Source organism: Pseudomonas protegens CHA0 (genome assembly GCF_000397205.1).
Lineage (GTDB): Bacteria > Pseudomonadota > Gammaproteobacteria > Pseudomonadales > Pseudomonadaceae > Aquipseudomonas > Aquipseudomonas protegens.
Window position 1 is genome coordinate 1,264,123 of sequence record NC_021237.1, and the last position, 12,292, is coordinate 1,276,414.

9 protein-coding genes are annotated in these 12,292 nt (G+C 63.2%); 6 read left to right on the forward strand and 3 right to left on the reverse strand.

The genetic code is table 11. The annotated features are described in order from the left end of the window. The first annotated feature begins 19 nt into the window (after positions 1–19). From PFLCHA0_RS05600 to PFLCHA0_RS05615, 4 genes are all read left to right on the forward strand, one after another. A complete protein-coding gene (locus tag PFLCHA0_RS05600) occupies positions 20–1,324 on the forward strand; it encodes a homoserine dehydrogenase (RefSeq protein WP_011059451.1) in 1,305 nt (434 codons plus the stop codon). A gap of 107 nt (positions 1,325–1,431) precedes the next feature. Continuing rightward, the gene (gene thrC, locus PFLCHA0_RS05605) at positions 1,432–2,841 is read left to right on the forward strand and encodes a threonine synthase (RefSeq protein ID WP_015634283.1); all 1,410 of its coding nucleotides are present in this window, start codon (positions 1,432–1,434) and stop codon (positions 2,839–2,841) included. A gap of 100 nt (positions 2,842–2,941) precedes the next feature. Then, on the forward strand, positions 2,942–6,544 hold the full coding sequence (locus PFLCHA0_RS05610) for an ATP-binding protein (protein ID WP_015634284.1): 3,603 nt from the start codon (positions 2,942–2,944) through the stop codon (positions 6,542–6,544). 90 nt (positions 6,545–6,634) lie between these two features. Then, positions 6,635–7,894: an EAL domain-containing response regulator gene (locus tag PFLCHA0_RS05615; protein WP_011059454.1), complete on the forward strand. Its 1,260-nt coding sequence runs from the start codon at positions 6,635–6,637 to the stop codon at positions 7,892–7,894. On the opposite strand, the gene PFLCHA0_RS05620 is transcribed toward PFLCHA0_RS05615, so the two are convergent. Further along, entirely contained in the window at positions 7,891–8,553 is a 663-nt protein-coding gene (locus tag PFLCHA0_RS05620; protein ID WP_011059455.1) for a response regulator, read from the reverse strand. The two genes, PFLCHA0_RS05615 and PFLCHA0_RS05620, sit on opposite strands and share 4 nt — an antisense overlap. Positions 8,554–8,761: 208 nt before the next feature. On the opposite strand from PFLCHA0_RS05620, the gene PFLCHA0_RS05625 reads away from it, so the two are divergent. Further along, positions 8,762–9,049, forward strand: coding sequence for a DUF3509 domain-containing protein (locus tag PFLCHA0_RS05625; protein ID WP_011059456.1), 288 nt, complete (start codon positions 8,762–8,764; stop codon positions 9,047–9,049). 168 nt (positions 9,050–9,217) lie between these two features. Here PFLCHA0_RS05625 and PFLCHA0_RS05630 read toward each other — a convergent pair whose 3' ends face one another. Both PFLCHA0_RS05630 and PFLCHA0_RS05635 read right to left on the reverse strand, forming a co-directional pair. After that, positions 9,218–10,069 carry a TIGR02285 family protein gene (locus PFLCHA0_RS05630; protein WP_015634285.1) on the reverse strand — a complete coding sequence of 284 codons (852 nt, stop codon included), beginning with the start codon at positions 10,067–10,069 and terminating at the stop codon, positions 9,218–9,220. Between the two features lie 76 nt (positions 10,070–10,145). Next, on the reverse strand, positions 10,146–11,345 hold the full coding sequence (locus PFLCHA0_RS05635) for a CaiB/BaiF CoA transferase family protein (RefSeq protein ID WP_015634286.1): 1,200 nt from the start codon (positions 11,343–11,345) through the stop codon (positions 10,146–10,148). Between the two features lie 320 nt (positions 11,346–11,665). Between PFLCHA0_RS05635 and bacA the strand changes: the two genes are divergently transcribed. Then, entirely contained in the window at positions 11,666–12,286 is a 621-nt protein-coding gene (bacA, locus tag PFLCHA0_RS05640; RefSeq protein WP_011059459.1) for a biofilm formation regulator BacA, read from the forward strand. Positions 12,287–12,292 lie beyond the last annotated feature (6 nt).

Sequence of the window (12,292 nt, forward strand, 5' to 3'; positions counted from 1 at the left end):
GTTTTATGGGGAGTTCAGAGTGAATCCGGTCAAAGTAGGCATCTGTGGGCTGGGTACTGTCGGTGGCGGTACCCTAAACGTACTTCAGCGCAACGCCGAGGAGATTGCCCGCCGTGCCGGGCGTGGAATCGAAGTAGCGCAGATTGCTACCCGTACGCCAAAGCCGCAGTTCCAAACGACCGGTATTGCGATTACCAACGATGTCTTCGCCGTGGCCACCAACCCTGAAATCGATATCGTCATCGAGCTGGTGGGCGGCTACACCGTGGCCCGTGACCTGGTGCTCAAGGCCATCGAGAACGGCAAGCACGTGGTCACCGCGAACAAGGCGCTGATCGCCGTGCACGGCAACGAAATCTTCGCCAAGGCCCAGGAGAAGGGCGTGATCGTCGCTTTCGAAGCCGCCGTTGCCGGTGGCATCCCGGTGATCAAGGCGATCCGCGAAGGCCTCTCGGCCAACCGTATCAACTGGCTGGCGGGGATCATCAACGGCACCGGCAACTTCATCCTCTCGGAAATGCGCGAGAAGGGCCGCACCTTTGAAGACGTGCTGGCCGAAGCCCAGGCCCTGGGCTACGCCGAAGCCGACCCGACCTTCGACGTCGAAGGCATCGATGCCGCGCACAAGCTGACCATCCTGGCCTCCATCGCCTTTGGTATCCCGCTGCAGTTCGACAAGGCCTACACCGAAGGCATCACCAAGCTCACCACCGCCGACGTGAACTACGCCGAGGCCCTGGGCTACCGCATCAAGCACCTGGGTGTGGCGCGCCGCACCGAGGCCGGTATCGAGCTGCGGGTGCACCCGACCCTGATTCCGGCCGATCGCCTGATCGCCAACGTCAACGGTGTGATGAACGCGGTCATGGTCAATGGCGATGCCGCCGGTTCGACCCTGTTCTACGGCGCCGGCGCGGGCATGGAGCCGACCGCTTCCTCGGTGGTGGCCGACCTGGTGGACGTGGTTCGCGCCATGACCAGCGACCCGGAAAACCGCGTGCCGCACCTGGCGTTCCAGCCTGACTCGCTGTCGGATCATCCGATCCTGCCGATCGAGTCCTGCGAGAGCGCCTACTACCTGCGCATCCAGGCCAAGGATCACCCGGGCGTACTGGCCCAGGTGGCGAGCATCCTCTCGGAGCGCGGCATCAACATCGAATCGATCATGCAGAAGGAAGTGGAAGAGCAGGACGGCCTGGTGCCGATGATCCTGCTGACCCACCGTGTTCTGGAGCAGCACATCAACGATGCGATCACCGCCCTGGAGGCCCTGCAGGGCGTCGTTGGCCCGGTGGTGCGTATCCGCGTCGAACATTTGAATTAATGAAGCAGCCGCAAGTGGCAAGCGGCAAGCGCCAAGTCAGAAGCTGATCGGCTTTGACTTGAGGCTTGAAGCTTGCGGCTTGAGGCTCAAACCGAAGGTTTGTCCCCATGCGCTATATCAGTACTCGTGGCCAGGCACCGGCCCTGAATTTCGAAGATGTGCTGCTGGCAGGTCTGGCCAGCGACGGCGGTCTCTATGTGCCAGAGAACCTGCCGCGTTTCACTCAGGAAGAAATCGCTTCCTGGGCTGGCCTGCCGTATCACGAGCTGGCGTTCCGGGTCATGCGCCCGTTCGTCACCGGCAGCATTCCGGACGCCGATTTCAAGAAGATCCTTGAAGAAACCTACGGCGCCTTCTCCCACAACGCCATTGCGCCGCTGCGCCAGCTCAACGGCAACGAGTGGGTGCTGGAGCTGTTCCATGGCCCGACCCTGGCATTCAAGGACTTCGCCCTGCAACTGCTGGGTCGCCTGCTGGACTACGTGCTGGAGAAGCGCGGCGAGCGCGTGGTGATCATCGGTGCCACCTCCGGTGACACCGGCTCGGCGGCCATCGAAGGCTGCAAGCGTTGCGACAACGTCGACATCTTCATCCTGCATCCGCACAACCGTGTATCGGAAGTGCAGCGCCGGCAGATGACCACCATCCTCGGCGAGAACATCCACAACATCGCCATCGAAGGCAACTTCGACGACTGCCAGGAAATGGTCAAGGCCAGCTTCGCCGACCAGGGCTTCCTTAAGGGCACTCGCCTGGTGGCGGTGAACTCGATCAACTGGGCGCGGATCATGGCCCAGATCGTCTACTACTTCCACGCGGCCCTGCAGTTGGGCGGCCCGGCACGTTCCATCGCGTTCTCGGTGCCCACCGGCAACTTCGGCGACATCTTCGCCGGCTACCTGGCGCGCAACATGGGCCTGCCGATCAGCCAGCTGATCGTCGCCACCAACCGCAACGACATCCTGCACCGCTTCATGAGCGGCAATCAGTACGTCAAGGAAACCCTGCACGCGACCCTGTCGCCGTCCATGGACATCATGGTCTCGTCGAACTTCGAGCGTCTGCTGTTCGACTTGCACGGTCGCAACGGCGCGGCCCTGGCGGCCTTGATGGACAGCTTCAAGCAGGGCGGCGGTTTCAGCGTCGAACAGGATCGCTGGACCGAAGCGCGCAAGCTGTTCGACTCCCTGGCGGTGAGCGACGAGCAGACCTGCGAAACCATCGCCGAAGTCTTCGCCCAGACCGGCGAAGTGCTGGACCCGCACACCGCGATCGGGGTCAAGGCCGCCCGTGAATGCCGGCGCAGCCTGGATACACCCATGGTGGTCCTGGGCACCGCGCACCCGGTCAAGTTCCCGGATGCGGTGGAAAAGGCCGGTGTCGGCAAGGCTCTGGAGCTGCCGGCGCACCTGTCCGACCTGTTTCAGCGTGAAGAGCGCTGCACGGTCCTGGCCAACGACCTGAAAGCGGTGCAGGCTTTTGTCAGCCAGCACGGCAATCGTGGCAAGCCGCTCTGATTCATTGGCTTTGCCGACTAACAAGCCCGTCTTCTGACGGGCTTTGTTTTTTCTTGCCCCAGTGGCATGAGTGTGGCTCGCAAGACGCCGGGAGGCCCGGATGATTCGCCGTCGAACCTATCGGAAACTGCCCGTCCAGCGCTGGCTGTACGGGCCTGTGCTGGTCTGTGCAATATTCGCTTGGGCGGCACCTGCCTACGCCGCTCAGAACCTGTCTTTCAAGTTGGTGCCGGCCTTTGTCGATCTCGACCCCTTGCCCCTGGCTCCCGCCGAGCAGCGATGGCTGAAAAGCCACCGGACCCTAAGGGTGGGGATTTCCATCGATGACTACCAGCCCATCGACATCACTCGCGACCGTAACCGTTACCAGGGCATCAGCGCCGATTACCTGAGCCTGGTGGGCGAGCGCCTGGGGACGTCCATGGAGGTCCTGGGCTTTTCCGAGCGCGAGCAGGCGGTGGAAGCGCTGCGCAACGGCACCATCGATGTGCTGACCAGTGCCAACGGCTATGAGCGCGGAGCGCCGGGGCTGCGTTTTACCAGTGACTACATGCCGGACCTGGCGGTGGTCGTGGTGCGTCGGGACGAGCCGCAGCCCAGTGACGACCTGGCGGGCAAGAAGGTGGTGCTGCTGGACGGCTACGCCAATGCCGCCCAGGTCCATGCGGCCTATCCCGACAGCCAGATCATGCTTTCACCGAACCTCTACAGCGGCCTGGAAGCGGTGAAGCAGGGGGATGCCGACGCCTTCATCGGCAACGAGGTGATCGTTCGCGCCTACAAGGCCCTGCGTCCCTACCTGGGGTTGCAGATCCACGTGGAAAGCCGCCTGCCGCCCACCGGCTTCGCCTTCGCCACCCGCGACAGCAATGTGCTGCTGGCACAGTTGCTGGAAAAGGCCCTGCAAAGCATCGATGAATCCATACGCCGGGAAATCCAGGCACGCTGGACCACTGGCCTTGGGGCGAGCAACTTCGCCGAGCCGATCGAGCTCAGCGCCCAGGAACAGGCCTGGATCCTCCAGCACCAGCATGTGGTGGTGGCCTCCCAGCAATACCCGCCCCATGTGTTCAAGGACAAGGAAGGCCAGTGGACCGGCCTCAATATCGACCTGCTCAACCGTATCTCGCGCATGACCGGGCTGCATTTCGTGCAGAAGGAAAGCCAGACTACTGCCCAGACTCTGGAACTGCTGGAAAGCGGGGAGGCGCAGATGAACACCACCCTCACGGCCAGCGATGACCGGCGGCTGTTCCTGAACTTCTCCCATGCCTTCGGCGGCGCGGCCTGGGTGTTCGTGGTGCGTCCCGAGGACCGGCGCCTGAGCAGCCTGAAGCAGATGGCGGGGGAGGTGCTGGTGCTTCCGGCCCGGCACACCCTGGAGAGTTTTATCCGGCGCAACTACCCGGACATTCGCCTGCGCAGCGTTGCCAGCTATGAAGAGGCCCGGGCCCTGGTCAGCAATGGCGAGGCCATGGCGACTATCCAGAGCGAGGTGCAAGCCCTGGGGCCGGCCGAGACCGGGGTGATGGTAGGGCGCAGTGTCGAGGGCACCTGGTCGGCCGACGAGTTTTCCGTGCGCAAGGACCAGCCCGAGCTGCTGAGCATTCTCAACAAGGCACTGGAAGCCTTGCCGGTAGCGGAGCTCAGCGCTCTGCGCCTGAAATGGCTGGGGGCTACGCCAGTGCCGGTGCCTGCCTGGCAGCGCGTGCCGAACTGGGTGTATTGGGCGATTGCCACAGCGCTGCTGTTCGGCCTGATTTCCCTGGCCTGGAACAGTCGCCTCAAGCGCCAGATCCAGCAGCGATTGCTGGCTGAACAGCGGCTCAATGATCAACTGGTGTTCAAGCGGGCCTTGCTCGACGGTATTCCCAACCCGATTTTCGTGCGCGACCTGCAGGGGCGTTTGATGACCTGCAACAAGAGTTATGAACAGCAATTGGGCACCAGCCTGGCGCAGATCCAGGGGCGGCAACTGACCGAACTGGACATCCTGCCGCCGGCCACCGCCCAGCAGTTGCATGGTGAGTTCATGCAGTTGCTGGCCTCCGGTGAGTCGGTGTTCGCCGACCGACAGGTGGAGTCCAGGGATGGCCCTATCGATGTCTATCAGTGGGCGGTGCCCTTCTACAGTGCAGAAGGGCAGTTGCAGGGCTTGCTGGGCGGCTGGATCGACATCACCGAGCGCAAGCGCCTGGAGAACCAACTGGTGGAGGCGCGCCAGGCGGCCGATCAGGCCAACGCGGCGAAGACGGCTTTCCTGTCCACCATGAGCCACGAGATCCGCACACCGATGACCGCCATCCTTGGCCTGCTGGAACTGGAGAAAGAGCAGGCGCGGCTGCGCGGCGTGCCCTTTTCCGAAGCCCTGCGGGTGGCTTACCAGTCTGCCCAGGAATTGATCGGCCTGATGGGCGATAGCCTGGACCTGGCCAAGATCGAGGCCGGGTATATGCACCTGGTGCCCCAGGTCACCGCCCTCAAGCCGTTTTTCGAGAGTATCCGGCAGTTGTTCGAGGTCACGGCGCGCAACCAGGGCGTGCAGTTGCAGCTGGTGTTCAGTGAGCGGGCCAAGGGCCGTTATCTGTTCGACCCGGCGCGCCTGCGCCAGGTAGTGCACAACCTGTTGAGCAACGCGCTGAAATTCACCGCCCAGGGCGAGGTGCGGATGACGGTGGAGTGCCAGCCTGACGAGTCCGGCCTTGAGTGCCTGCGCATCAGTGTTGCGGACACCGGCCGCGGTATCAGCGCCGAGCAGCAGGCCAAGCTGTTCACGCCTTTTGTCCAGGCCGATGCCATGACCTCGTCGGCCTACGGCGGCACCGGGCTGGGGTTGAGTATCTGCCGGCAACTGGTGGAACTGATGGGCGGGCGGATTCACCTGCTCAGCGAGCCTGGGGTCGGTACCGTGGTGTCGCTGGAGTTGTACCTGGAGCGGGTCAGTGACGATTTCGAGTCTGGGCCGGCGTCGACGCAGGAACGTCCGCCGAGCCGGAGCATGGAGGTGCTGGTGGTGGATGACTTGAGCGCCAACCGCATGGTCCTGTGCCAGCAACTGATGTTCCTCGGGCACCGGGTGGTGGCCTGTGACAATGCCCGGGAGGCGTTGCAGCAATGGCGTGGCGGCACCTTCGACGTGGTGATGACTGACTGCAACATGCCGGACATGAGCGGCTACGCCCTGGCCGAGGCGATACGCCAGGCCGAGGCACAGGAAGGGCGAGGGCGTTGTCCGGTGATCGGCTGCACCGCCAATGCCTTTGAAGACGAACGCGAGCGCTGCGAGGAGGCCGGAATGGATCAACTGCTGGTCAAGCCGGTAACCCTGGATCAGTTGGCCCAGGCCCTGGCGCGCTTCCTGCCGCCGCCATCCTTCAACATCCAGACCTTGCGCAGCATGACCCAGGCCGACGACCAGGTGCTGCAACGCATGCTGCACGAGTTGTTGCGCAACCTCGCCGAGGAGCAGCAGGCGCTGGAAGCGGCGCACCAGGCCCGCGACCGGGAACGCCTAGGGGGTACCCTGCATCGGCTCAAGGGCGTGTGCTGCCTGATCGATGCCCTGCCCCTGGCCAGGGCCTGTATCGAGCTCGAGGGGCTGGTCAAGGGGCGGCAGGACGAGGCCATCGATCGTCATTGGCCATTGTTGCTGGAGGTCATCGCCAGCTTGCGCAGTGATATCCAGGCTGTCCTGGATGATTAAGACTTGTCCTATGTGTGTGTAGGAATTGTCTGATTAACCTGCCGGCTCGTTGTGGATACTTGCCACGCACGTCGTACCGGAGGTTGCCCCATGCATTCGCTTAAAGTGCTGATTCTCGAAGATAACTCGTTCCAATTGATGGCCCTGCACCAGATGCTCAACGCCAATGGCGTGTTCAATGTGCTGACCGCCGAGAGTGTCGAGGCCGCGCGGCGTTCGCTGGACAGCAAGGGGCCGGTGGATATCGCCATCTGCGACCTGTACCTGGAGCAGGCCGACGGGCTGGAGTTGATCCGTGACCTGGCCCGCCAGGAGCGGGCCCGGGCGCTGATCATCCTCAGCGATGCTGAAGAGGATGTGCTGGAGGGGGCGGCCGGCATGGCCCGGGAGCTGGGCCTGAAAGTGCTGGGCTGCCTGCCCAAGCCGGCCTCGGTGACGGTGATCGGCGACTTGCTCACGGCCTACCAGCAGCACTCCAGGCAGGGGGCGCCGGCGCCGGATCAGGCGTTGCTGCGGGACTTGCTCGGGCTGGAGCCGTTTTCCCTCGACAGCGTCACCCAGGAGGAAGGGCTGGCGGCGATCCTGGGCCACGGCGTGGCGCATTTCCAGCCGGTCATCCAGCCCCACGGCGAGCTCCAGGGGGTCGAGGCCCTGGCCCGTTGGCAGCACCCCGAGCGCGGGCTGCTGATGCCCGGGGAGTTTCTGCCATTGATCGAGTTCGCCGGCCTGCAGGAGATCTTTACCTGGCACATGCTGGAACAGGCCCTGGAGCTGGCGGCCGGGGTGAAGCTGGTGATGGGCCATTCGTTGCCGGTGGCAGTGAACATTCCCATCGGCATCCTTGAACGGCCGCTGTTTCCCCGTCAGCTGGAGGCCTTGCTCAGGCGTTTCGAAGTGCCAGCCCGGCTGCTGACCCTGGAAATCATCGACACCACCCGGCTACAGACCGATACCGCCCATGTGGAGGCGCTGCTGCGCCTGCGGATGATCGGCTGCAAATTGTCCATCGGCGACTTCGGCATCGGCGGCACCAGCCTGCAGCGCCTGTTGGAACTGCCCTTTACCGAGTTGAAGATTCCCCCGGTGTTCGTGGCGGGCATGGCGGCCGACGAGCGCAAGGTGGCCCTGGTCGGTGGGGCGATGAACATGGCCCGGCGCATGTCCCTGGGAGTGGTGGTGGCCGGGATCGAGAGCGAGGCCGACTATAAGGCGGCCAAGGCCCTGGGGGCAGCCCATCTGCAGGGCTGCTTCCTGGCCGGGCCGATGAGCGCTGCCCAGATGCGCCAGTGGCTGGCGCAGGCGCTGGACCGGGGTGCTGAGGGGGCTGGCGCTGAGGGCCTGTGTGCCTAGGACAGCCCGTGCTCCTGCACGTAGATGTACAGCGCGGCTTCGCTGGACAGGCCGAGCTTGCGCATGGCACTGACCTTCTGCGCACTGACGGTCTGCTTGCTGCGGTTGAGTTGCGCGGCAATTTCCCCGACCGCATGGCCAGCGGCCAACAGGCGGATCACTTCCAGCTCCCGCGGCGACAACTGATCGCTGGAAACCAGGCGGTCCGGCCCCACTTCGCCGGCCAGGCTCAGGGCCTGCTTGATGGCCTGGGCGATGTAGGGCTTGTGTTGCCGCGCCCGGGCGATGGCAGTCGGCAGCTCGTCCGCCAGGCTGGCCTTGCTCAGCAGGCCCGTTACTCCCAGATCGAGGATCGAGCGGAACAGCCCGGGGTGGTTGAGCATGGTCACCACCACGATGGGCAGGTCGGGGTGGCGGCGGCGCAGCTGTTCGATCAGGCGCAGGCCGTCGTTCTGCTGTTCGGCTGGCATCATGAAATCCGTCACCAGCACATCGCATTCGATCTCCTGCATCAGTTGCGCCAGGGCGGAGGGCGAGCTGGCCTCGCCGACGATGGCCAGGCTGTCGTCCTGTTCCAGGACGGCGCGCAGGCCAATGAGGAAGATCGGGTGGTCGTCGGCAAGGATGATGCGCAATTTGTTGTTCGTCGTTGCTTTCAAAGCTGAGCTCCAATGCAAAGGCGGCGTTGTTTGCGCCTGGTCGGCCGTTTTTCAGCTGTCATATTACCCGTGCATGCTCGATTGACTCAGGTCGGCAGCAGTAGGTGTGGCGAACTTTCTTCTCTGAGCGATGGTCACTTGAATGTCAGAAAGCTACCGGCATTTTTGTTTTCGAACCTTTAATTCGAGCTATTGAGTGGTGATCTAGATGGAAAGTATCAGTCTTTTATTGAGTGAGGCCCTGAGCCCTTACCAGGTTGCTCTGACGCCTTGCGGGGCTCGGGGCGAATGCCTGGTGACCTTGAAGAATGCTGCCGGCGCCATCGTGGTGGAGCGTGAGGTCAATCGGGCCCAGCTCACTGACAAGCGCCTGCTCACTGATGTGGTGGACGGCCTGCACCGTGATGTGCTGATCGCCGAAGGCCGGCTCGAACCCTGCGTGATCGCCGCCCTGCGCCATGCCGCCGAAGACAAGGCGTTCGCCCGGCGCAATTGATCTGAAATTTTACGGAACCTTCCGCCAGGCCCGTCAGTCAGACTCAGTATCAGCAGGATCAGGCATTGTGCTCCGGTGCTTGTGGCCTGCTGGTACGGGTCTGCAAAGACCACGTTTAACCCCGAGTCGTCTCCCCACTTCTCGGGGTTTCTTTTTGCCCGGCGTTTGTCAGTGGTCCTTCAAGTCCTGGAAGTAGGCCCGGGCATCGGCGCGGTATTCATCGCGCATTCCGGGGTCCAGCCAGGCGGCATACAACTCCACCAGTCGCTCCTCGCGCAGCTTGAGCAGGGCCTGGTTGATCCGGGTGATGGCTTTGCGGCCCTGCGGGGTATCGGAGCAGCCGACGTGGATTTCCTGATACTTGCTGGTGCCTTCGACCGGGTAGAACTCCAGATCCTGCGGGTCCATGCCCTGCTGCACGGCCTGGTAGCGGATTTCCGGCCAGTAGCCCAACAGCAGTTGCAGGCGCCCCAGGCGCTGCATCTGCAGCAGGCTGCCCAGGGCGTCGTTGCCGTAGTGGGCGCGGATTTGCTGCGGAGCAACCTGCTGCAGCAGGTTGTCGAGCTGTTGCCCGTAGCTGCGCTCGGCCACCACCCCGATCAGTTCCTTGCCGCTGTCGAGCAGGCCATGCAGGTCGACCTTGCCGTCATGGATGAAGTGCGCGATCTGTTCACGGTCGGCACGGCGGATCGCCAGGCCATTGCTCAGCACTCGAAAGCTGGTGATGGAAAAGGCCACCCATTGCGCACGCTCCTTGTTCCAGATCAGCGCCGGATCACAGGTGAAGCTAGGGTCGCGCAACATCTGCATGCCCCGGGCGCGATTGACCCGTACCAGTTCGTGCTGGTACTCCGGCAGGCTGGCAATCAATTGCGGCATCAGCAGGTCGACCACTCCTCGACCTTTTTGCTGGCCCTCGAAAATATTCAGCGGCGGCAGGTCGCGCAGCAGCCAGGTGAGCATTTCGCCGGCGTGGCCGGGGGCGCAGGGCAGCCACAGCAGGCAGGTCGCGAGCGCCATCGTCAACCGGCCAAGGCCTGGCCTCGGGCGTCGCTGGGCCCGTTGCGGGGGGGCAGTGTGAGACGGCTGTTTCAGCTTAGATTGCCCCAGAGTTGCGCAGGTCCTGGATCTGCTCGCTGCTGTAGCCCAGGCCGGCCAGAACTTCGCTGGAGTGTTCGCCGAGCTCGGGGCCGACCCAGTCGGCCGAGCCCGGAGTCTGCGAGAGCTTTGGCACGATGCCGGGCATCTTGAAGGCCTTGCCGTCCGGCAGCCTGGCCTGGAGGAACATTTCCCGGGCGAGGAATTGCGGGTCGTGGAACATGTCCTCGGCGCTGAAGATCCGGCTCGCCGGGACTTCGGCCTGGTTCAACTGCTCCAGCACCTGCTCCAGGGGCAGGGACGCCACCCAGCGATCGATCACCCCATAGAGTTCGTCGCGGCGGGTGTCGCGCCCGTCGTTGCTGGCCAGGGCCGGGTCATTGGCCAGGTCCTCACGGCCGATCAGGAGCATGAAGCGCTTGAAGATCGCATCGCCGTTGGCGCCGATCTGCACGTGCTTGCCGTCGGCACTGGTGTGGATCGACGAAGGGGTGATGCCGGGCATGATGTTGCCACTGCGTTCGCGGATGAAACCGAATACATCGAACTCCGGAACCATGCTTTCCATCATGGCGAAGATCGCCTCGTACAGCGCCACGTCCACCACCTGCCCCTGGCCGCCGTTGACCTCGCGGTGACGCAGCGCCATCAGCGCGCCGATCACCCCCCACAGGGCAGCGATGGAGTCGCCGATGGAAATTCCGGTGCGCACCGGTGGGCGGTCCTCGAAACCGGTGATGTAGCGCAGGCCGCCCATGGATTCGCCCACCGCGCCGAAGCCCGGTTGGTCCTTCATCGGCCCGGTCTGGCCAAAGCCCGATAGCCGCACCATCACCAGTTTGGGGTTGAGGGCGTGCAGCACGTCCCAGCCCAGGCCGAGTTTTTCCAGCACGCCGGGGCGAAAGTTCTCGATCAGGATGTCCGCTTCGCCCAGCAGTTGCTTGAGCACCGCCAGGCCTTCCGGGTGCTTGAGGTTCAGGGTCAGGGACTTCTTGTTGCGTGCCTGGACGAACCACCACAGCGAGGTGCCTTCATACAGCTTGCGCCACTTGCGCAGCGGATCACCGCCATCGGGTGACTCGACCTTGATCACCTCGGCACCGAACTCGGCGCAGATGCGCGCGGCGAAAGGGCCGGCGATCAGGGTGCCGAGTTCTATCACTTTCAATCCGGCGAGGGGCTTGCTGAGGCTGGTCATGGGGCATCCGCTGGGCAGGAAAATCCGCCTAGCCTAGACCATTGGTCGCCATTAAGGCAGCGCCTGACGCCTGCCTTTGCCGATTATTTCCCGCTCGGGCCAAGGATTATTGTGCTTCTCATTCCATTGGGCGGCAGGGTTTAATGACGCCGCTTGAAAAAAGAGCGGTTGCGAAAGCTGTAAAAGGGTCTATGCAGCGATGGATGCCTTGCGGCTGTTTGCCGAGCGATCCTCCTGATATTTCTTGTTACAAATGTCGCCTGTAAATTTTACATGTGATGAATTGAAAACCTTACATGTGATGTTCTAGTCTCTGCGCCATGGAAAACAAATCCTCAGCCCATTACCAACGTTTATTCCGCCAGCGCCTGCGTGATCAGGGCCTGGTGAAAAAGGAAGTCTGGATACTGCCGGAGAACGCCCAGGCGTTGCTGGCGGTTGAACGCAAACTGCGTCAGCCCTCAGAAGGGCTGGCTCCTGTGGAAAAGGATGGAGAAATGAGCATGCCGCAGATCTGGAATGCCCGATCGCTGTGCCAGGCCCTGGTAGCCACCGAGTTGTTCAGCAGTGGCGAAGCCAGCGTTGAACTGCTGGAGGGTGCCGAGCCGAGCTTGCACGTGACCATGCGCGAATACGGCGACCTGCCGTTGTTCGTGGCCCTGTCCGGCGAGCAGATCCTGGTGGAGGCGCTGCTGTGGCCGCAAAGCGAAGTGACCGATGTGGCCGCGTTCAACGAGGAAGTGTTGCTCAGCCGCCAGTTGTTCCCGCTGTCGAGCATCGGCCTGGAAACCCGCTTTGGCGGTGAGCGCCACTACATGATGTACGGCGCCCTGAGCGCAACCTCGATTCTCTCCAACGTGCTCTACGAGATCGAAACCCTGGCCAGCAACGTGATCAGGGCAACCGAGGCCTACGAAGGCTACCTGAAGGCTCAGGCCTGACCTGGA

Coding starts and splice junctions, on each gene's coding strand:
- PFLCHA0_RS05630 (WP_015634285.1), bottom strand. CDS start 10,069: ATGGCGCTCGCGACCTGCCTGCTGTGGCTGCCCTGCGCCCCCGGCCAC.
- bacA (WP_011059459.1), top strand. CDS start 11,666: ATGGAAAACAAATCCTCAGCCCATTACCAACGTTTATTCCGCCAGCGC.
- PFLCHA0_RS05635 (WP_015634286.1), bottom strand. CDS start 11,345: ATGACCAGCCTCAGCAAGCCCCTCGCCGGATTGAAAGTGATAGAACTC.
- thrC (WP_015634283.1), top strand. CDS start 1,432: ATGCGCTATATCAGTACTCGTGGCCAGGCACCGGCCCTGAATTTCGAA.
- PFLCHA0_RS05615 (WP_011059454.1), top strand. CDS start 6,635: ATGCATTCGCTTAAAGTGCTGATTCTCGAAGATAACTCGTTCCAATTG.
- PFLCHA0_RS05610 (WP_015634284.1), top strand. CDS start 2,942: ATGATTCGCCGTCGAACCTATCGGAAACTGCCCGTCCAGCGCTGGCTG.
- PFLCHA0_RS05625 (WP_011059456.1), top strand. CDS start 8,762: ATGGAAAGTATCAGTCTTTTATTGAGTGAGGCCCTGAGCCCTTACCAG.